The sequence below is a fragment of the Lepagella muris genome (assembly GCF_004793975.1).
GTDB classification, from domain to species: Bacteria; Bacteroidota; Bacteroidia; order Bacteroidales; family Muribaculaceae; genus Lepagella; species Lepagella muris.
Genome location: NZ_SRYB01000015.1, coordinates 78204 through 99660, shown reverse-complemented (window position 1 = coordinate 99660; position 21457 = coordinate 78204). Strand labels below are relative to the sequence as shown.

Annotated in this window: 16 protein-coding genes and 1 riboswitch; all 16 genes read left to right on the top strand. The window is 49.3% G+C overall.

What is annotated here, in order from left to right; all coding sequences use genetic code 11:
• Nucleotides 1–6 precede the first annotated feature (6 nt).
• Nucleotides 7–189: riboswitch (cobalamin riboswitch) on the top strand.
• Nucleotides 190–312: 123 nt separating this feature from the next.
• Nucleotides 313–2481: a TonB-dependent receptor domain-containing protein gene (locus E5331_RS11260; protein ID WP_123481104.1), complete on the top strand. Its 2169-nt coding sequence runs from the start codon at nucleotides 313–315 to the stop codon at nucleotides 2479–2481.
• A gap of 94 nt (nucleotides 2482–2575) precedes the next feature.
• Entirely contained in the window at nucleotides 2576–3844 is a 1269-nt protein-coding gene (locus E5331_RS11255; RefSeq protein WP_123481105.1) for a hypothetical protein, read from the top strand.
• A gap of 82 nt (nucleotides 3845–3926) precedes the next feature.
• Complete coding sequence (locus tag E5331_RS11250; protein WP_123481106.1) at nucleotides 3927–4826, top strand: sirohydrochlorin cobaltochelatase; 900 nt, start codon at nucleotides 3927–3929, stop codon at nucleotides 4824–4826.
• 14 nt (nucleotides 4827–4840) lie between these two features.
• Nucleotides 4841–8749, top strand: coding sequence for a cobaltochelatase subunit CobN (locus tag E5331_RS11245; RefSeq protein ID WP_275441182.1), 3909 nt, complete (start codon nucleotides 4841–4843; stop codon nucleotides 8747–8749).
• On the top strand, nucleotides 8746–9246 hold the full coding sequence (locus tag E5331_RS11240; protein WP_123481107.1) for a hypothetical protein: 501 nt from the start codon (nucleotides 8746–8748) through the stop codon (nucleotides 9244–9246). The genes E5331_RS11245 and E5331_RS11240 overlap by 4 nt, the downstream gene beginning before the upstream one ends.
• Nucleotides 9243–9833, top strand: coding sequence for a MotA/TolQ/ExbB proton channel family protein (locus E5331_RS11235; protein WP_123481108.1), 591 nt, complete (start codon nucleotides 9243–9245; stop codon nucleotides 9831–9833). The genes E5331_RS11240 and E5331_RS11235 overlap by 4 nt, the downstream gene beginning before the upstream one ends.
• Nucleotides 9830–10165, top strand: coding sequence for a DUF2149 domain-containing protein (locus tag E5331_RS11230; protein WP_123481109.1), 336 nt, complete (start codon nucleotides 9830–9832; stop codon nucleotides 10163–10165). The genes E5331_RS11235 and E5331_RS11230 overlap by 4 nt, the downstream gene beginning before the upstream one ends.
• Nucleotides 10166–10182: 17 nt before the next feature.
• Complete coding sequence (locus E5331_RS11225) at nucleotides 10183–11331, top strand: ABC transporter substrate-binding protein (protein WP_135984870.1); 1149 nt, start codon at nucleotides 10183–10185, stop codon at nucleotides 11329–11331.
• Nucleotides 11328–12362 (top strand): iron ABC transporter permease, encoded by a 1035-nt coding sequence (locus E5331_RS11220; RefSeq protein ID WP_168355215.1) that lies wholly within the window; start codon nucleotides 11328–11330, stop codon nucleotides 12360–12362. The genes E5331_RS11225 and E5331_RS11220 overlap by 4 nt, the downstream gene beginning before the upstream one ends.
• Nucleotides 12359–13366 (top strand): ABC transporter ATP-binding protein, encoded by a 1008-nt coding sequence (locus tag E5331_RS11215; RefSeq protein ID WP_123481111.1) that lies wholly within the window; start codon nucleotides 12359–12361, stop codon nucleotides 13364–13366. Before E5331_RS11220 ends, E5331_RS11215 begins: the two co-directional genes overlap by 4 nt.
• Before the next feature lie 15 nt (nucleotides 13367–13381).
• Nucleotides 13382–14788, top strand: a complete 1407-nt coding sequence (gene cobJ / locus E5331_RS11210) for a precorrin-3B C(17)-methyltransferase (protein WP_135984868.1) — start codon at nucleotides 13382–13384, stop codon at nucleotides 14786–14788.
• Nucleotides 14781–15968, top strand: a complete 1188-nt coding sequence (gene cbiE / locus E5331_RS11205; protein ID WP_123481113.1) for a precorrin-6y C5,15-methyltransferase (decarboxylating) subunit CbiE — start codon at nucleotides 14781–14783, stop codon at nucleotides 15966–15968. Before cobJ ends, cbiE begins: the two co-directional genes overlap by 8 nt.
• 25 nt (nucleotides 15969–15993) lie before the next feature.
• Nucleotides 15994–17763, top strand: coding sequence for a precorrin-4 C(11)-methyltransferase (gene cobM, locus E5331_RS11200; protein WP_123481114.1), 1770 nt, complete (start codon nucleotides 15994–15996; stop codon nucleotides 17761–17763).
• The gene (gene cbiD, locus E5331_RS11195) at nucleotides 17760–19589 is read left to right on the top strand and encodes a cobalt-precorrin-5B (C(1))-methyltransferase CbiD (protein ID WP_123481115.1); all 1830 of its coding nucleotides are present in this window, start codon (nucleotides 17760–17762) and stop codon (nucleotides 19587–19589) included. Before cobM ends, cbiD begins: the two co-directional genes overlap by 4 nt.
• Nucleotides 19586–20866: a cobyrinic acid a,c-diamide synthase CobB gene (locus tag E5331_RS11190; protein ID WP_123481116.1), complete on the top strand. Its 1281-nt coding sequence runs from the start codon at nucleotides 19586–19588 to the stop codon at nucleotides 20864–20866. The genes cbiD and E5331_RS11190 overlap by 4 nt, the downstream gene beginning before the upstream one ends.
• Before the next feature lie 15 nt (nucleotides 20867–20881).
• Entirely contained in the window at nucleotides 20882–21454 is a 573-nt protein-coding gene (locus E5331_RS11185; RefSeq protein WP_420813777.1) for a cob(I)yrinic acid a,c-diamide adenosyltransferase, read from the top strand.
• The last annotated feature ends 3 nt before the right edge of the window (nucleotides 21455–21457 follow it).

The following is a 21457-nucleotide window of genomic DNA, read 5'->3' as shown; positions in this document are numbered from 1 at the left end:
AGTTGTAACTTTGCGCCACGTTCTGGTGCGCACAATGCGTGAAAAGGGAATCCGGTGAAAATCCGGAACAGACCCGCTACTGTAATTCCTACCACAACTCCCGGCATAATGCCACTGTCGCTGTCAACGATGGGAAGGCGCCGGGAAGTCAGGATAAGTCAGGAGACCTGCCAGGACAACATATAGTTTTGTAGTTTTCGGGTTATATCACCACAAAACGTCAATGCGCTTTTACTTTTTCCATGTCATCCCCGGCATAGAGGAGTGCTTTTACGGTCTGCTGCGTGATAATGCCTACAAATCTTTCAGTCAATGAGCAAGCAGACTACCGGAATGAAATCTCTTTTATTCCTATCCACAATTCTCGTCAGCCAACTGCCGGCACTGGCGCAATCCACTGTCCATGGCAATGACTCCATTAAAGATCGACAATCTGTTGATCTCAATGAGGTGAAAGTCTTTGGAAAATCTGCTGCCCGAAAACTTGAAGAGGGGGTGTTTGCAGTAAATGCCCTGGAAATAGCCCCCGACATAAACAGGATGGTCACCATCAACGATCTTGTCAATCGCACAGCCGGAGTGAAAGTGCGCCGTGAAGGGGGAGTCGGCTCTGACTTTGACCTGACCATAAACGGCATGTCGGGCAATTCCATACGCTATTTTATTGACGGAGTGCCCCTGGAGTCAAAAGGTTCCGGGGTATCGCTGGAAAATATCCCCCTGAATATAGTCGAACGTGTGGAGCTTTATAAAGGCGTGGTCCCCTCTCACCTTGGTGCCGACGCATTGGGTGGAGCCGTCAACATCATAACCAAGAAAAAACGTCAGAATTTCCTGGATGCATCCTATGGCATCGGATCTTTTCATACGCATACCGCCGATCTGACAGGACAATGGTTCATACCCCGCACTGCAATTGCACTACGCCCCACAGTAGGGGTCAACTACTCCAAAAACGACTACAAGATGAAAGGGGTGGAGATATGGGACGAGGATGAAGAACGGTACATACTCACTGACCGCCGGCGTTTCCACGACGACTATCTCTCCATATTCGGACAACTTGAAGCGGGCGTAAATAATGTCGGATGGGCCGACATGTTCTTCTTAGGGGTATCCTACAACGCTGTCGACAAAGAGATCCAGACAGGAGCCATGCAGAACAAAGTGTATGGTAAGGCGGAACGTCATTCCCACTCACTGGCTTTCTCTGCCATATACTCAAAACGATGGGGTGATATCGCCTCCCGAATCAACATATCCCACACCCTTGATCATAGCGAGACTGTCGACACGGCATACCGCAAATATTCCTGGGACGGTTCATGGCTCCCATCGTCAGGCAACGAGATGACAAACCATGCGCGGACAATAAGGGTATATAATCGCCCCTTGACCATGATCAATGCCGGAATTGACTATGAACTCAATGAGCATAACTCCTTTGCATTCAACTATATGTTCAACAGAAGGGGAAATGATAGGCATGACAAGGTTGACAAGTTGTTTGAACCCACAAATGATGTTGTGACAAAACACATATTGTCGCTCACATATTCACAGTCCTTCTTTGACCAAAAGTGGCAGACATCCTACTTTGTGAAAGACTATATCAACACGCTCCACATAAGACAGACCAATGATTTCACAATCACAGGTTCGGATAAGATAGACACCAACGCAACCAAGAACTATATGGGAGCCGGCATCGGGAGCCGATATGCCTTGTGCGAACCCTTTGCTGTGAAGGCTTCATACGAACATAGTGTCAGGCTCCCTCTCTCCAGGGAACTTCTTGGAAACGGAACCACTGTCTACGCCAACCTCGCGCTGAAACCAGAACAAAGCAACAACTATAATGCAGGCATCTTCGGGTCATGTTTTTTTGGAGATGCCAATCATCTTACCTACGAGGCGAATGGCTTCATACGTCACGTACAGAACTTCATACGTGCCACTGTCTCCGAGCGTGAAGGGATGATGCAATACGTCAACGAGCCTGCAATACATATCAAAGGATTCGATTTCGACGTGTCATATTTCTGGGAAGACCGTCTGAAGATTTCCATAAACGGGAGCTGGAACGATGCCCGCGACCTTAAGAAATATAAGACCGACGGCAATCCTTCCGCCACCTACAAGAACCGCGTTCCCAACCGCCCCTGGATGTTTGGGAATATGGAAACCACCTACTCATTCCACAACATTATATCCAAAACTGACCAACTGAATGTCGGAGTCGCTCACCAATACATCCATTGGTACTTCCTGAATTGGGAAGCATTCGGAGCCATCTCCACTAAAGCCCGTATCCCAACACAGAATATCACCGACCTCTCATTATCTTACTCCTGGCAAGCAGACCGATTCAACATCTCGCTGGAATGTAATAATCTGTTTGACCGCCTTGCGTATGACAACTATATGCTTCCGAAACCGGGACGCAGTTTTGCTGCAAAATTCCGTATTTTCCTAAAATGAACTTCAATCTCTCCTCAGCCTCTTCTCCAAATGTTACCGAAGTGGGAGCAGAAAGTACATTGATTATTCACCAACCAATAAATATCAATCACTTATGAAGAAATTCAAATTCAGTATCCTTCAGCTGTTTGCACTTTTCATGTGCATCCTGCCGACAGCATGTTCAGACGATGACAAACCCGAAATCCCAGATGACCCAACAATCATCCAGGACTATCACTTCGATCTCTGGGTTGCTCTTGACCGTCATGGGGGAATGGGAAGGGATGTACAGACTCTAGTGCGCAGCCTCAACTCGCTTGATGCCGACCAACCGGAAATCACTTTCAAGGGTGTGGGCACAGAGGTCAATTCAATCCTCTCCTTGGAAACTATCCTGAAGGGTGGGTATTACTATCAGGTGCCCGTTTCCGGCGACCGTTTCGCAAAATACACCATCACCGACAATAAGATTGAGGTGGTAAAGGAGCGTCGATTTAAGGACAACACCTACGATACACGCAAATACACCCATGCATGGATCTCTGACAACACTCTCATCATCATGGCAGCCAACGGCGACGCAAACAAGATTATCTGGACAAAACTGAATTCCGACGATATGTCAATCATCTCGGAAGGCACTCTCGATGTGAAAATGCCGGAAGGTGGCGAAATCTACACCACTTCCGGAATACTCACCTACCGTCAGTCAGACAATAAGCTATTCTATTTCTATTATGCTAAGACGGGTGGGAAACGCGGAAAACGTGTCACGCCTATGATGACTGCCGTCATAGACCCGGCTACAATGGCAGTCGAAAGCGACACACCTTGCTTCCTTGACTGCGAGATGGTGGGCACTGCCTACGGCGAACTCCTTCAGACCACCACCTTCATTGACGGCAACAACAATCTATATATCGCATGCGTGACCGATGATGCCGACGGCAATGAGATAAGCCACCTCCTCAAGATTCCGGCAGGCTCAACCTCATTTGATAAGAATTATGATGGGTTCACAGCAGGTGGGAAACTTGTCTCCATTCTTTATATTGGAGACAATAAGGCACTTGCATACGCACGCGACGACAAAGCGGGAACCGGCATAGATTCGTTCAGCCATTACTATACAGTCATCGACGTAGTGACGAAAACGAGCACCCCAATCACATACAACGGTGCCGCCCTACCCTACAGCAGCGGACGATTCTCCTCGCGTATGGCATACGTCAACCACAAGGCATATATCGGAGTAGATGCAGAGAATCAGAAACCTCAAATCTATATCTATGATGTCAAGACAAACTCGACATCGCTCGGAGCAACAATGGCGTCAGGTTATTATTTCGAGCAGATCCGTGTAGTGGAAAACGTGAAATAATACAGAATACCTACATTTTATTTAATCCAGACCGGTCGTCGGTAACAGATGAACACGACGACCGGTCCTAAAAACCGACGACATGAGACGAACAATTACTTTTCTTCTGATATTCGTAGCCTTCATTGTTATGAAGGCACAGGATTTAAAAGATATGCCCAAAGATAAGACAGCTATACTTATGGTGCATTTCGGCACTACATTCGACGATACGCGTGCTGCCACTATTGATGCCATAAATACAATGGTAAAGGACACGTTTCCGGGAGTGAAAGTTACAGAAGCCTACACCTCACGCATAATAATAAAGAGGCTCTCCAAACGAGGCATGCACAAATCAACACCGACGGAAGCCCTCTTACGTCTGGCAGCCGACGGATACACTCACGTCGTGGTGCAACCGACAAACATTATTTGTGGCATAGAGGTGGAGACTCTCCGTAAGGAGGCATCTCTCATGACCCCATTCTTCTCCGATATTCGGGTAGGGAATCCTTTACTATACTCTGTTGATGACTGTGAGAATGTGGTCAAGATTCTCTCTGCACGCTACGCCAAATATATCGGCAAGAACAACGCTGTCGTGCTGATCGGACATGGCACTTCAACTCCCGCCACTTCCATATACTCTCAGATGGACTATATGTTTACGTCAGGTGGGGCACCATCCTTCCATGTCGCGACAGTAGAGGGTTATCCGACGTATATGACGACTCTCCAACGTCTGAAGAACGGACGCGTGAAAAATGTCACACTCATCCCTTTCATGTTTGTCGCCGGAGACCATGCACGTAATGATATCGATGGAGAATGGAAAGAGATGCTCGGTAAGGATGGATTCAACGTCTCTTCCGTAATTGAAGGTCTCGGAGAGATTCCTGAAATACAAAACATATACATTGACCATATCCGTCAGGCAATCGAGACTCCCGTCACCGATATCTCTGCACAAAAAGCATCCTATCTGAAAGAGAATTTATAACCAACAAGAAAACTATGTCACGTATCAAGAAGACTGTATTGACATGCATCGGAATTGCTATGGCACTCATAGCGATCCTTATGGTCTGGCATTCCCTACTGAGACCCACCAAAATATTGGTGGTCAATCCTCTTCCTGCTCAAAAGGCGGAGATTATACTGAACAACGACAGCCGTCTGATTTCCGTGACATGCACGACAATGGAAGAAGCCCGCGATTTCAGCAAATATGATGCCGTCCTCATGTACGGTCGCGGGCTTTATCTTGACTCCATACAGATGGCTGACCTTGAGAAGGCGGCACACAATGGAGTGCCTGTATTCACCAACTCACTACGTAACTTCAATTTTGTCGTAAACCACAATCTCGATTCCATACAGTCTGCCACATTGCAGACTTATTTCGCAAACCCATGCCGACCCAACTACCGCAATCTTCTCCGATACGTGCGTCATCTTTCAACTCCACGCCGACTCGGAGACCAAGACTATGATCTTCCCGTAAATATACCATCCGAATTATTCTATCATCTCGAGCCGGGGAAATATTTCAAGGATGCTCACGCCCTGACGCAATATCTCAAGGACAAAGGTCTATATCACCAAGATGGGCGCGACGTGGCTTTCATCTCAGGAGTGAGCTTTCCGGTGGAAAGCAACCGTGCCCACGTCGATACAATCGTCACGCGCCTCACACAATCCGGATATAATGTCTATCCCATCACAGCTACCGGAGAGAAACGCAGCGCAATGATAAAGGAGGTTAACCCTGATGCCATTGTCTATTTCCCGATGGGGCGCCTCGGCAATGACTCTCTTTTGAATTGGGTCTATGCCCACAAGATACCTCTTTTCATGCCTTTCCCTCTTACCCAGACACAGTCGGAATGGCTAGATATCAGAAAACCGTTGGAAGGGGGTACTCTCAATGCCAGAATCGTCGTGCCTGAAATCGACGGAGGGATGTCGCCTTTATGCATTGCGACACAAGATCCGGATCCAGAAGGATACATCCTCTTCACTCCTCAGCGGGAACGTGTGGATGCTTTCATGGATCAGTTCAACAGATTCATGCGACTACAAGTGATTCCAGACAAAGAGAAAAGGATTGCCATAGTCTATTTCAAGTCGCCAGGGAAAGATGCACTCCTTGCCTCGGGTATGGAGGTAGTGCCTTCTCTCTATAATTTTCTGTCGCGTCTGTCAGCAGAGGGATATGACGTCAGCGGACTACCCTCCTCAATGGAAGAATTCGGGAAGATGCTGAATGAACAGGGGAGCGTGATGGGATCCTATGCTCCTGCCGCTCAGAAACGATTCATTGAAGAATGTAACCCCATCCGTATAGATAAAAGACTCTATGAAAAATGGGCAGAGACAACACTAAGTCCTGAAAAATACGCCGAGGTAGAAATGCGTTATGGCAAGGCTCCGGGAAATCTTCTCGCGAGTGGCGACACTATATGCATGGCAGCCCTCCGATTCGGCAACATACTCCTCTTCCCTCAGCCCCGTCCCGCACTCGGCGATGATGATTTCAAACTCGTGCATGGTGCTGACGTAGCACCTCCTCATTCCTACATAGCTCCCTACCTCTATATGCAGAATGAATTCGATGCCGATGCCATAATCCATTTCGGTACTCACGGCAACCTGGAATTCACACCCGGTAAAAACGCTGCCCTCTCAAAATCCGACTGGGCAGACGTCTTGATCGGCGGCCGACCGCATTTCTATTTCTATACCACTGGAAACATAGGAGAGGCTATCATTGCCAAAAGAAGATCCCATGCCGTGATTGTTACCCATCTTACACCACCCTTCACAAAAAGCGGGCTACGGCAAAAATATGCATCCCTTCTGATGAAAATACATGAGGCTATCTCGAATTCCTCCGCCAATTCCCAAGACTTAAAGAGGGAAATCATCGCGCAAGGGTTCCACAAGGATCTCGGACTTGATTCCATCCCGGAAGGGAGATATACCACCCTTGAATTGCAAAAAATCGATGCCTTCCTGGAGGAACTTGCAAATGAAAAAATCACAGGGGCATACTACGTAATGGGAGTACCCTACTCCGGTGACGATATGACGGAAAGTATTCTCGCAATAACCGCCGACAAACTCGCATATTCCCGTGCCAAGAATGATTTCCACGCCGGGAAAATATCTCAAAAATCGCTTCAGGACTTCGCATTAATCGCCCACAATTATCATCCAGGAGCATCCCGTGACATCAAATCGGCATTATCAGGCAACCCGGCTCCTGCCGATGCTGCAGAAGCCTTGCGTATACGCCAACTTCTCACAGAATCGGCAGGAGCCGAGATCGACGCAATGGTAGGGGCCCTGAACGGCATTCCGCTGTGCCCGGCACCAGGCGGAGATCCTGTAATAAACACCAACGTGCTCCCTATGGGACGCAACATGTTCAGCATTAATGCAGAAGTCACTCCCGGAGAAAAAGCATGGAACGACGGTGTGGTTCTCGCAGAACACACTCTCGATAGTTATCTCAAAAAACATGGTGAATATCCTCGGAAAATAAGTTTTACATTCTGGGCGGGAGAATTCATCTCCTCGCAGGGTGCGACCGTAGCACAGGCATTAAGAATGCTCGGTGTGGAGCCCGTGCGCGACGGGCAAGGGCGCGTGATAGACCTGAAGCTCACCTCTTCCGAAGAATTGGGCCGCCCGAGAATCAACATTCTTGTGCAGGTGTCGGGACAGCTGCGCGACATAGCGTCATCGCGCCTGAAAATGCTCACCGATGCAGTCACTCTTGCCGCCTCGGCAAAGGATGACAAATATCCAAACTTCGTGGCAGAAGGCACTATCGAGCAGGAAAAAGCCCTTTTGGATAAGGGGGAGTCGCCAAAAAGAGCACGTGAGCTTTCAACAATGAGAGTGTTCGGTCCGGTCAACTCCGGATATAGCACCGGGATGCTTCATTTTACTGAAAATTCCGGAGAATGGGATGACCGCGAGCAACTGGTAGATGGTTTTCTCAACAACATGTGCGCCATATATGGCGACGACAGCAATTGGGGCACAATGAATAAAGACCTGTTTAAGTCTGCCGTTGCCGGCACAGACGTCATCGTACAGCCACGCCAGAGCAACACGTGGGGTCCCATATCTCTCGACCATGTTTATGAATTCACCGGAGCATTGTCGCTGGCGGCAAAATCTTTGGGGGGCAAAGAGCCGGACGCTGTCATGGCAGACTATCGCAATCCTTGGGTACCTCGTATGCAAGACACAAAAGAGGCAGTCGCCGTCGAGACACGCGCCACTATCCTAAACCCCGAATATATCAAGAACCGTATGAAAGGAGGGGCGACTACGGCACAGATGTTTGGAGAGATATTTCGAAACATCTTCGGATGGAGTGCCACGCGTCCTTCTGTGCTTGCCGATGATATCTATGACCGTCTTTACGATATATACGTGGCAGACAAGGATGGGATCGGGATTGAGGAATATTTCAACCGTGTGAATCCGGCTGCCCTGCAGGAAATGACAGCCACGATGCTTGAAAGCGCACGTAAAGGATTCTGGAAAGCCGACGACAAACGCATCTCTGCCGTCGCCGAAATGCATGCCCGTATTACCCGGCGGCACGGCGCACCATGCACGGAATTCGTCTGTGCAAACAGGAAACTTCAGGAGTATACCGCCTCACACCTCTCTGCCAAGGACGCTGACAAATTCCTCGGAGAGATCGGGAAAGCCACAGCAGCCCAATCAGGATCCCAAATTCTGAAAAAAGATGAGAGGAACCTCATGCAGAAAATCTCACCTGACAAAACAGGTCTCTATGTGATAATTGCCTTAGCACTGTGTATTTGTGCATACGGGTGCGTCGTAATATTCCGGAGAAGAGCCAATCATAAAACCGGTGGCAGAAAGGAGAACCGATGACAGTGATATTGATGATATTTTGCATAGCGTCTATTGCGGGATGCATAGTGAATATTTCACTCATGCCCGTGAAAATGCGTGTGGCATTATGTCTGCTATGGGGAATAGGCGCCGGCATCATCGCAATGATAATGTTCGGACTCCCCCGTCAGGAGATATGGACAGCGAAATGGATTGTATATGCCGTTATCTTGGCATCGGTAGACGTGATTTTCTTTCTCCGCCACATCTTTTCTGACAGACATCTTCCCCGGATTGCAGGTCTATACCCCGGCTTCTCAATCCTATATCCCATGATAGTCTTGGATTGCATCTGCACACGCTCTTTTCCGGGAGCCGACTTCGCGACTATCTCAATACTTACCGGGATTGCTGTCGTTCTGCTCCTTGCCGGCAGTGTTGCCATCTGTCGCCATCTCAATGCCGGATTCGGCACACTATACGGCATCACTATCGTTCTGACAATCACAAGTATAATTTTATATGGTATGACATGAAACCTATCTCAGATATACTGTTTATAATTTCCAACGGATTACTGATTCCGGTAATCCTTTCCCTATTGTTTCTGCTGTCGCTCTCATTGATCAGAGCGATCGGATTCTATCATCTCTTTCGTGAGCATCGTCGCATTTCCGACGCATTGAAGACAGTGGTGGGCAACTACTCACTTGACAGTTTGAAAGAGACGCTGGATAGTCTCAACGATCTCGAAGATTCGCCGGAAATCAGATGTCTGCGCTTGTTAGTCAGTCATAGTGCGGATGCTGATTATTGCGAACATGCTTTGGGAGACTATCAGATAGAGATAGAGCGGAAACTCTCGAAAAGCCGACTCTTAGTGAAATTCGGACCAATGCTCGGACTCATGGGGACCCTCATACCGATGGGACCCGCTCTCGTAGGACTCTCTGCCGGCGACATATCATCAATGGCATACAACATGCAAGTGGCATTTGCCACGACCGTCATCGGCATGCTCATTGCAGCTATCGGTCTCCTGCAGCTTCAGTCAGACAAACGCTTCTTTGCCCGCTCTTTCAACGACATTGGGTTCATTCTTCGTAAAATTATCGGAATATGAAACAGAATCCAATTCTTCACAACTCCAACGATGAGGATGATAATCCCCTCGGAATGCTTACGAATCTATTCGATATAGCGATGGTCTTTGCCGTGGCTCTTATGGTGGCGCTCACCACGCATTTCAGCATGAGTGAGATTTTCTCTGATGATGACTTCACCATTGTCAAGAACCCCGGGACTGACAACATGGAAATCATAACCAGAGAGGGGGAGAAAATAAATCGTTACACCCCTTCCGACACAGAGTCGCCCACATCAGGCAACCGAGGGAAACGTGTCGGGACAGCTTATCAACTTGAGAACGGAGAAATAATATACATACCTGAATAACAGACACCCATATAAATATGAAAAAAGCCATCCATATCCTCTGCCTCGCAGCTGCCGTGATGCTGACAGCATGCGGAGCTCGCAATGCCGCCGGAGCCAATGATGCGGAAGCATCATCGGCAACTGACTCAATCGCAACCGTTATTCCTAAATATGCACAGGGTTTCCACGTGAAAAATAGCGGGGATATCACTCTCCTCGACATCAATGACCCTGAGAACCGAGAGGCGGAAAAATTCCATTTCGCGCTCACCGATAAGGATTTCATCGGAGAGATACCGCAAGGATATAAGCGCATCAATATCCCGATAGAGTCAGCTATATGCATGACATCTCTCCAACTGTCAAATTTCCTGAAACTTGATATTCCGGAAAAGGTCGTAGGTATTACAAGCACGCGCCATCTGCATAATGAGAAAATGAACCGTCAGATAAAGGAGGGCACTACCCACAAGATAGGGATCGAGGGAAATTTCGACAATGAGGTCATAATCGCCATAGATCCTGACGTCATTTTCGTCTCCCCTTTCAAACGTGGCGGATATGATGCCATACGCAACGTCGATATCCCGCTCCTCCCCCATCTCGGCTACAAGGAGCTGTCGCCACTCGGACAAGCGGAATGGATAAAGGTGGTGGGACTCCTTACGGGAAACACGGCAAAAGCAAATGAGATATTTTCGGATATCGAGCGCCGCTATCTCGCGCTGAAAGCAATGGTTGACACTGTCGGGGTGCGCCCCACTGTGTTCAGCGGGGAGATGCGCGGTGGCAACTGGTATGCCGTCGGTGGGAAAAGTTTCCTCGCCCAGCTATTCCGTGATGCCGGCGGCGACTATTTTCTGAAAGACAATACCGAATCCGGCGGTATCACCCTTGACTACGAGACGGTGTATGCAAATGCTTCCGAGGCAGACTATTGGAGAATTGTCAACAGTTTTGATGGAGATTTCTCCTACGATGCACTAAAAAAGATCGACAACCGTTATACTGATTTCAAGGCATGGAAAAATAAAGGGGTCATTTACTGCAACATGAATGAGGTGCCATTCTACGAGCGGATGCCCGTAGAGCCGGAAGTTGTGCTCGCTGACTTCATCCATGTGTTTCATCCTGACATCCTGCCTGACCATCAACCTGCATATTATCATCTGCTTAAGAAATGAACCACACTCGCACAGGACTCATAATGACCCTCCTGGGGGTATCTATTCTGCTTTTCTTTTTCCTTAACCTTCTCCTCGGTTCGGTGAAGATTCCAGCAGATGCCATCTACAATATCCTGACAGGAAGTGAAGATGAGTCTCCGATATGGACCAACATAATAATGAAGTCAAGGCTCCCGCAATCGTTCACCGCTGCCATGGCGGGTGCAGGTCTGGGAGTAAGCGGACTACTGATGCAGACTGTATTCCGGAATCCACTTGCCGGTCCCTCTGTGCTCGGAATAAGCTCCGGAGCAAGTCTCGGTGTGGCTTTTGTAGTGCTCCTTTCCGGCAGCATAGGGGGTGTGACATTAAGCAAGCTCGGAGTAATAGGAGAGGTCACCATCACCCTTTCCGCCATATTTGGAGCCCTACTTATAATGGCACTCATCGCCTTCGTTGCCGGAAAAGTAAGGGGGAATGTGACCCTTCTGATAATGGGCGTCATGATCGGATACGTCGCAAACGCAATAATTGGCGTGCTGAAGTTTTTCAGTGCCGAGGAAGACATAAGGGCTTACGTGATTTGGGGGCTCGGAAGTTTCTCGCGTGTTTCAGGTGGGCAGACAAATGTATTCATCTTTCTGATGAGTGTGCTTCTCCCTATCTCCTTCCTACTTATCAAGACCCTCAACCTTCTCCTGCTCGGCGACTCTTATGCCCGCAATCTCGGGCTCGATATTAAGAGAGCACGTATGCTCGTCATAGCAAGTTCCGGAATATTGGTGGCTGTCGTGACTGCATATTGCGGACCAGTTATATTTCTGGGACTCGCTGTCCCTCACATCTGTCGAGGTCTATTCCATAGATCTAACCACGCAGTGATTCTGCCGGCATCCATGCTGGCGGGGGCATCTCTGGCTCTCCTCTGCAACCTCATCGCCAGATTACCCGGATTTGAGGGTGCGCTTCCGGTAAACTCCGTGACAGTTCTTATCGGCGCGCCTGTCGTCATGTGGGTGCTTTTCAACAAAAGAAGAAATGAAGTATGAAAAAAAACAATGAGACAATAAAAATTTCAGGACTTGAGACCGGATACATCTCTAAAAAGGGCAACACCGTCATCACACGTGATATCGACGCATCCCTTGAATCGGGTGAGCTGACGTGTCTTCTGGGTCCTAACGGTGCAGGCAAATCAACTCTCCTGAAGACATTGACAGCTTTCATCCCCCCTATTCAAGGGGATATCTTCATAGAGGGGAAATCCCTAAAGGATTATTCCGCTCCGGAATTGGCAAAAGTGATCGGGGTTGTACTCACTGAGAAACTGAGCATCAGCAATATGACTGTGGAAGAACTGATATCTATGGGCAGAAGTCCCTACACGGGTTTCTGGGGAAAGATGTCAGAATATGATAAAATGGCGGTTGAGGAATCAATCAACCTTGTCAATATCAATAATCTGCGAGGCAGGATGGTGCAGACACTGAGCGACGGCGAACGCCAGAAGGTGATGATCGCCAAAGCATTGGCACAAGAGACTCCTGTCATTTTCCTTGATGAGCCAACAGCCTTTCTTGACTATCCGAGCAAAGTGGAGATCCTGCAGCTCCTAAAGAGGCTTGCCATCGAGAAAGACAAGACAGTCTTTCTATCAACCCACGATATGGAGCTTGCCCTGCAGATAGCCGACAAAGTATGGCTCATCGACAAGCCGCATGGTGTCACTATCGGCACCCCGGAAGACCTTGCCCTGAACGGGGAAATGAACCGCTATTTCCATAGCGACGGTGTGGTGTTCGACATTGACAACGGACTTTTCAAAATATCTCAAGAAATGCACGGATCAGTCAGCCTGACAGGAGAAGGACAGCATCTCAACATGGTAAGGAAAGCCCTTACCCGACGGGGCATATCCACCGCCGAAAAGGATTCCTCGGTCTTTGTTGAGGCTACCCCTCGATGTCTGTCTGTCAACGGAAGAGACGTGAAGTCAATCGCCGAGCTACTTGATGAGATAGATTCAATAATAGACAACGACAACAATTCATAAACTCAGAGGAATGAGATAATGAGACCAAAGATCACAATCATCGGGATAGGACCCGGAAACGTTGGCGATATGACGGGACGCGCCATGACTGCCCTCCGTGAGGCAGAAATCATTGTGGGCTACAAATACTACATCCCTTTCATTTCCGGAATCGTCTGCGAAAAGGCAGAGATTATTCAGAACGGCATGCGTCAGGAAGAGGCGCGGATTGAGAAGGCGTTTGAGATTGCTGCAGAAGGGCGTGATGTATGCGTCATAAGCTCAGGCGACTGCGGAATATATGGTATGGCTCCCCTTGTATTTGAAATGATACGCCGAGAAGATGCCGACATTGAGGTGGAAGTGATTCCGGGAATAAGCGCATTCCAGAAAGCCGCCTCTCTCCTCGGTGCTCCGATGGGTCACGATTTTTGCGTCATCTCACTCAGCGATCTGATGACTCCTTGGCAAGTCATCGAGCAACGAATAAAAGCTGCTGCCGATGCTGATTTTGTCACCGCTGTCTATAATCCCAAAAGCAACGGCCGCTACTGGGAACTGCACAGGCTCAAAGAACTGTTTCTGAGCGTCAGGCATCCTGCCACTCCCGTTGGTTATGTGCGTCAGGCAGGTCGTGCCGGAGAAACTGTGAAAGTGACCAATCTTGCGGAGTTTGATCCTGAGGATGTGGATATGTTCACCGTGGTCATCATCGGGAACTCAAATTCATTTGAATGGAACCGACATATCGTCACCCCACGGGGATACTACACCGGCAAGACCGGTGAAAAAGAGAAACTCGGACAATCCATCATGATAGAGAGCTTCCGCACCATTGAAAAGGAGCTTTCCAATCCGGATATCCCACTCAACTTGAAATGGCCATTGCTCCATGCCATCCACACGACCGCCGATTTCGATATGGAGAATATAATAAAAGTGGATGAGGATGCCGTGGAAAGGATCTACAAGAGGTTGACTGAAGGGGGAGTGAAGACAATCGTAACCGACGTGACTATGGCTGCTTCCGGAATCAGGAAGGGTGCTCTCGCTCGTCTCGGTCTTAACGTGAAATGTTATCTCAACGAGCCGCAAGTAGCGGAGCTGGCGACATCTAAAGGCTTGACGCGCACTCAGGCAGCCATACGCCTCGCCGTGAAAGAGGATCCTGATGCCCTCTATGTATTCGGTAATGCACCCACTGCCCTCATGGAACTTTGTTCCCTGATAAGACGTGGTGAGGCACATCCGGCAGGAATCATAGCTGCCCCTGTAGGATTCGTCCATGTCTGTGAAAGCAAACACATGGTAAAGCCTTTCACCGACATACCTAAGATTATCGTGGAGGGGAGAAAAGGGGGAAGCAACCTTGCCGCCACTCTTGTCAATTCCATCCTGTGCTGGCCCGATGCCGGGATGCTAAAACCCGGAAGAGATGTCTGAGACGCGTTTTATAATCATCGGTATATCCGATAGCCGTATGCAGACATTCTCTCCGGAAATAATGCAGGCTATCAAGGCTGCGAAAGTATTTTCCGGAGGGAAACGTCATCATGATATTGTCGCGCCCATGCTCCCCCCCGGCTCGTTATGGATTGATGTGACAGTGCCGCTTGCTTCCGTTTTCGATAAATATACCGACCATGATGAGATAGTGGTGTTTGCATCAGGTGACCCTCTATTCTTTGGATTTGCCGCTACACTGCAGCGTGCATTTCCCGACACCGAGATAACAGTCTATCCTTCATTCAATTCATTGCAGACACTCTCCCACCGGCTCCTCCTCCCTTACGCGGAGATGAAAAATGTGTCGCTGACGGGGCGTCCGTGGAAGAATCTTGATGTTGCCCTTATCACTGGCTACCCTCTGATTGGGATACTTACCGATCGGTCCAAGACTCCTGCCGAGATTGCCCGGCATCTTCTCCGATATGGCTATGACAACTATTCGATCAGCGTAGGGGAATGTCTCGGGAATGACACTGAACGGATACGCATCATGTCTCTTGAAGAGACGGCGCAAGAGGGTTTTGCATTCCCCAACTGCGTAATCCTGAAGATGACTCATCCTCGCAAACGCTATTTCGGGCTACCGGAAAATCTATTCCGGCATCTTGAGGGTAGAAATAACATGATCACAAAAATGCCGGTCAGGCTATTATCCCTCTCTATGCTTGATCTTTCCGAGAGGAGAGTGATGTGGGACGTAGGGTTCTGCACCGGTTCCGTATCTATTGAAGCGAAACTAAGATTTCCGCAATTAGATATCATTTCATTTGAACGTCGCGCAGAATCCAAAGCAATTTTTGAAGAGAATTGCAGGATCTTCGGCACTCCCGGAATCGAGGCAGTCATAGCCGACTTCCTTGACTGCGAACTATCCACATTCCCCGCTCCGGATGCCGTCTTCATCGGCGGCCACGGAGGAAGGCTCCCTGAAATGATGAGACGTATTTTCGGGAATCTCACGGCGGATGGCATCGTGGTGTTCAACTCTGTTAGTGACGAAAGTCGGTGTGACTTCCTATCCTCTGTCGAAAGCTGCGGAGGTAAGATTCAGGAAGAGCATCTCCTTTGCTACGATGCCCATAATCCGGTAAAGATAATCAAAGCCTCCAAATGATTTAAAACATCTCCTTGAAATATCTATGAAAAGAATTATATATCTGAATGACAGCGGACGCACTGTGGCAGACCGTATTCTCTCCGTTTCATCCGATTTTGAGGCGGTCTCCTACAAGGATTTTGATATGGCGCGCTTTCAAGAATGCGAATCGATTGTCTTCATCGGAGCTCTGGGGGTATGTGTGCGGTCGATAGCACCATATATCTCCGACAAATATTCCGATCCTGCGGTAGTCTGTATCGATAGCCTGGGGCACAACGTGATTTCCGTATTGTCAGGACATGTCGGCGGCGCCAACGCTTTATGCCTGCAACTTGCCCGTGCGCTCGGAGCAAACCCTGTAGTCACCACCCAGAGCGACATGGCGCGGATATGGCAACTCGACACTCTCGCCCCCCGTTTCGGGTGGATAGCAGACGCGAGCCATGAGGAGATGAACAGGGCGATTGCCACTCTCGTGAATGGCAGACCTGTGGGTCTTCTGTTAGACGTCAGAGATGAAGGCACCCGATGGCTTGAATCTACTCTCCCTCCCAACGTCAGGATCATTTGCGATTGCAATGAGATGCCGGAGGCGGAATTGATTATCTCCGTCTCCCCTTTCATTCACAACTGCCACACACCGCTCCTATCATTCCGCCCCAAGGTGCTGAATCTCGGCTTCGGGTGCCGACGCGACTGCAATCCCGACGGGATCTACAACCACATCGCCGAATCTATGATCAGATTTGGTGTCAGCCCGTTGTCAGTGAAATCTGTAGCAACAATCCCACTGAAGAAAGACGAGAGGGCTGTTGCTCACCTCGTCAACGCTTTCGGATTAAATGAATGTGATGTATACACCGCCGACGACCTTAAAGGAATCGATGTGCCGAATCCTTCTGAAAAAGTATCAGAGGTCACAGGCATCCCCGGAGTTGCCGAAAGCTGCGCTTTAAAAAGTGCTGACGGGGGGCGACTGATCATTGAGAAACAGAAATGCAAACTCAATGATGGCTCCGACTTCACTTTCGCAGTGGCAATAGATGCCGATGCCGAACGGGAAGGTCATATTGAGATTGTGGGTGCCGGTCCGGGAGATCCGGAGCTGATATCGGTGCGGGGGAAACGTTTCCTTCAGCAAGCCGACCTCATACTGTATGCCGGAAGCCTTGTGCCTGTGGAGCTGACCCACTATGCAAAACCGGGATGCACAGTGAGGAGTTCTGCGCCTATGAATCTTGCAGAGCAATTTGCCCTCATGAAAGAGTTCTACGACCGAGGTGCGCTCGTGGTGCGCCTGCATACCGGCGACCCGTGCATCTATGGAGCGATACAGGAACAGATGGCATTCTTCGACCGCCACGGCATGTCATACCACATAACGCCCGGAATATCATCTTTTCAGGCGGCGGCCGCCGCGCTCCGCTCTCAATTCACCATACCGGAGAAAGTGCAGACAATAATCCTGACTCGAGGAGAGGGACACACGCCGATGCCAGAGCGAGAACAGCTTCACAAACTCGCACAGTCACGGAGCACAATGTGCATCTATCTCAGCGCGGCTATTGTAGACGACGTGCAGAGGGAACTCCTTATGGCATATCCTCCGGAGACCCCTGTCGCAGCATGCTATAAACTCACGTGGAAAGAGGAGCGCATATATCGTGGCGTGCTTGCTGATCTCGCACGCATCGTCCATGATAACCGGCTCTCACTCACCACTCTTCTCGTCGTTGGCGATGCAATAGACAACAGAAAGGGTCTTTCTCGTCTTTATGACCACAATTTCAAACATCTTTTCAGAAAATGATTCTTGTATTCGGAGGCACCACGGAAGGACGTATAGCTGTCAGCACCCTCGATGAAGGGGAAGGGGGATATTTCTACTCCACATTATCCGACGCGCAGGAAATAGAATGTGCCCACGGGACCCGGATCTCAGGATCCATGTCGGCTGACTCCATGCTCTCTTTCTGCAAGCAACATGGCATACGGATTATTGTGGATGCCGCCCACCCTTTCGCGACACGTCTGCATGACACGGTAGCCGTGACAGCTGACCGTCTCGCCATTCCTGTGATCAGGCTGGAACGTCTGCCTGCCGATTGCGAATCAGATCATATTATCCCCTGCTCCGATTTCAATGATGCTATCGGGAAGATGCGTCATGACGGCGTGACCCGTCTGTTAGCTCTCACCGGGGTAAACACTATCTCCCCCCTGAAGCCTTTCTGGGAAAAGAGAGAGACGTTTTTCCGAATCCTTGATCGCGAGGATTCCGTGAAAAAGGCACTCGACGCAGGATTTCCCACATCCCGCCTCATATATTACAGACCTGACGACACGCCACGCCTTATATCCGAGCTACATCCCAATGCCATAATCACGAAGGAGAGCGGCGCATCAGGAGGATTCGCCGAGAAAGTTCAGGCAGCCATTCAGCACAACATACTGATCTACGTGGTCCGACGTCCCCCCCTCCCGAAATCATTCATAACAGTTGAGGGTACTCACGGACTGCGGCGTGCCATAGAAAGACTGTTGCCTCAATTCTATCCTCTCCACACCGGGTTCACTACCGGCAGCTGCGCCACTGCTGCTGCAAAGGCAGCTCTCATCGCTCTGCTGACGGGAGAAAAGAGAACGGAGATCACCTTCAGGATTCCGGAGGGTGAAAGGATGGCGATGTCGGTGAAGTCTGTAGAGACCCGAGATGAGGATGCGACGGCAACTGTCATCAAAGACGCGGGAGATGATCCCGACGTCACCGACAAAAGTGAAATATCGGCACGCGTGGCTTTTGCCCGGCATGAAGGAATCCGGTTCTCTGGGGGTGAAGGGATCGGCATCGTGACGTTGCCCGGACTTGGGTTGGAAGTGGGAGAGGCTGCCATAAATCCGGTGCCCCGACGCATGATAACAGAGGAACTCACCGCACTCTATGCCGGAGGATTAGACGTGACCATCTCCCTGAAAGGGGGTGCGGAACTTGCCGCCCGCACGTTCAATCCCCGTGTCGGGATATCCGGAGGGGTCTCCATCATCGGCACAAGCGGCATTGTGCGTCCCTTTTCTCACGAGGCATTCGTGGAATCGTTATGCCGCGAGATGAATGTGGCTATTGCTATGGGATGCCGACCGATCGTGGTCAATTCCGGTGCAAAGAGCGAGAAGTTTTTGAAAAAACTATTTCCGGCGCTCCCTCCGCAAGGATTCATACATTATGGGAATGCCATCGGAGAGATCATGACCATATCCCGCGATCTTGGGGTGGAGTCGCTCGTCATCGGAATCCTGATAGGGAAAGCTGTAAAACTTGCAGAAGGTCATATTGACACCCACAGCCACAAAACGACCTTCAACCGTGATTTCCTTCTCAATGTCGCAAGGGAATGCGGTTGCTCGCAAGAGGCATCAGTTGCTATATCGGGGATGAATATCGCCAGAGAACTGTGGTCTATCCTGTCGCCAAGCGATGCCGAAATGTTTTTTCAAGAGATTCTTCGGAGATGCCATGAGCAATGTGCGCGTATTTATCCGGGAAATCTTGAATCCATTCTTCTCTCCGATGACGGAAGCATATTTTATTCCTCTCGCTCATATTTATCTCGAGAATCAAATAAATCTACAAAATGAAACCATCATTTCTGATAGCCTCCGCCTCGTCCGGCAGTGGAAAAACCACATTCTCACTCGGAATCATGCGTGCGCTGCGCAGGAGAGGATTAAGCGTGCAACCTTTCAAATGCGGACCGGATTATATTGACACCCAATTCCAGACTCTCGCCGCCTCACGTGAGTCGGTCAACCTTGATCTATTCATGTCATCTCCGGAGCACGCAGGCGGTCTCTTCAGCCATTTTTCCGACAATGCGGGTGCCAATGTCATCGAAGGAGCGATGGGGATGTTTGATGGCTTCAACGGATGGGAAGGAAGCGCAGCCAGAATTGCCATAACAATCGGTCTGCCTGTCATTCTCGTTGTCGATGCCTCGTCAACAGCATATTCTGTGGCTGCTACAATCTACGGATTCACTCATTTCAAGAAGGATATTAAAGTGGTGGGAGTGGTATTCAACCGGGTTGCTTCAGAAAGCCACTTCTCTTTCTTGAAAAAGGCATGTGCCGATGTCAACGTCTCATGTTTCGGATACATGAAAAAGAGCTCCGATCTGATCATACCATCCCGTCATCTTGGATTGACACTGACATCGCAGGATGAAATGGAACGTTTCATTGATATGGCGGCGGATGAAGTAGAACGCCACGTGGATATTGATGCAATACTTCACGCCACCTCCACACAGCCGAAGAGATGCAGTCTTGACATCCCACGTCTGACCGCCACCAAGGTGGCGGTGGCAGCAGATGAGGCGTTTAATTTCATCTATAAGGCAAATATTATCGCCTTAGGAGGTGACGTGAGATATTTCTCACCCATCAACGACATCCGATTGCCAGACGCTGATCTTCTCTATCTTCCGGGTGGATACCCGGAGCTTTATGCGGATAAACTTGCTGCCAACACCTCAATGAGAGCTTCAGTAAGGGATTTTGTCGAATCGGGAAGGAAGGTGATCGCAGAATGCGGAGGATTCATTTATCTCACGGAAGAGATCGACGGAAACCCTATGTGCGGAGTATTCCCTCTGAAAACCACCATGAGGGAGTCGCGTCTGAAACTCGGATACCGTGAAGTTGATTTCGGGAATATGGTTCTACGTGGGCATGAGTTTCATTACTCCCGGGTCGAACCATCCGGCAGCAGACCCGTGACAACCACCGCTTTCCCTCAGAAAAATGCTAAAGGGATACCAGTGGAATCCCTTACATACCGATACAAGAATGCAATAGCCGGATATACCCATCTTTATTGGGCAGAACACGGCATTAGTGATATTTTTAAGTCATAAATTAAGAGATGCATTATGAGAATATATACTCGAACCGGCGACAATGGATTCACCTCCATACACGGCAGAATAAGGGTGCCTAAGACCGATATACGCATAGAGGCTAATGGCACTCTTGATGAGCTTAACGTAGTTGTGGGGACTATCCGCACATATCTGTCTGAGACGCATCCGTTTCAGTCGCTGCTGTATGGCATACAGGTCAATCTTATGTCGGTAATGAGCCTTGTCGCCACCAAAAGCGAGATGCGCGGTGACAATCCCAATCAACTTGACGATATTGTCACTCCTATCGAGAGGGCAATCGATTCGATAAGCGCCGAATGCACCCCATCCGACTCCTTCATTCTCCCCGGAGGCACACCAATGGCTTGCATGATGCATCAGGCAAGGGTGCTTGCCCGCAAGGCTGAACGAAGACTTTGGAGGCTGAATGAATGCGATGCAGTGGACCACACGATCCTGCAATACGTCAACCGTCTCTCCGACCTTTTCTTCCTAATGGCACGTCATGAACTACAATTCGGCAACGTGAAGGAGGAGGTGTGGCGAAGATTCGGGTACAAGACCAAACTAAAATCCAAATAAATA

Bases quoted from the DNA above. Each gene is read 5' to 3' on its own strand.
- E5331_RS11250 (WP_123481106.1), top strand. From the start codon at position 3,927: ATGAGACGAACAATTACTTTTCTTCTGATATTCGTAGCCTTCATTGTT.
- cobM (WP_123481114.1), top strand. From the start codon at position 15,994: ATGAAAAGAATTATATATCTGAATGACAGCGGACGCACTGTGGCAGAC.
- cbiE (WP_123481113.1), top strand. From the start codon at position 14,781: ATGTCTGAGACGCGTTTTATAATCATCGGTATATCCGATAGCCGTATG.
- E5331_RS11230 (WP_123481109.1), top strand. From the start codon at position 9,830: ATGAAACAGAATCCAATTCTTCACAACTCCAACGATGAGGATGATAAT.
- E5331_RS11225 (WP_135984870.1), top strand. From the start codon at position 10,183: ATGAAAAAAGCCATCCATATCCTCTGCCTCGCAGCTGCCGTGATGCTG.
- E5331_RS11245 (WP_275441182.1), top strand. From the start codon at position 4,841: ATGTCACGTATCAAGAAGACTGTATTGACATGCATCGGAATTGCTATG.
- E5331_RS11240 (WP_123481107.1), top strand. From the start codon at position 8,746: ATGACAGTGATATTGATGATATTTTGCATAGCGTCTATTGCGGGATGC.
- E5331_RS11215 (WP_123481111.1), top strand. From the start codon at position 12,359: ATGAAAAAAAACAATGAGACAATAAAAATTTCAGGACTTGAGACCGGA.
- E5331_RS11235 (WP_123481108.1), top strand. From the start codon at position 9,243: ATGAAACCTATCTCAGATATACTGTTTATAATTTCCAACGGATTACTG.
- E5331_RS11220 (WP_168355215.1), top strand. From the start codon at position 11,328: ATGAACCACACTCGCACAGGACTCATAATGACCCTCCTGGGGGTATCT.
- E5331_RS11185 (WP_420813777.1), top strand. From the start codon at position 20,882: ATGAGAATATATACTCGAACCGGCGACAATGGATTCACCTCCATACAC.
- cbiD (WP_123481115.1), top strand. From the start codon at position 17,760: ATGATTCTTGTATTCGGAGGCACCACGGAAGGACGTATAGCTGTCAGC.
- E5331_RS11190 (WP_123481116.1), top strand. From the start codon at position 19,586: ATGAAACCATCATTTCTGATAGCCTCCGCCTCGTCCGGCAGTGGAAAA.
- E5331_RS11255 (WP_123481105.1), top strand. From the start codon at position 2,576: ATGAAGAAATTCAAATTCAGTATCCTTCAGCTGTTTGCACTTTTCATG.
- E5331_RS11260 (WP_123481104.1), top strand. From the start codon at position 313: ATGAGCAAGCAGACTACCGGAATGAAATCTCTTTTATTCCTATCCACA.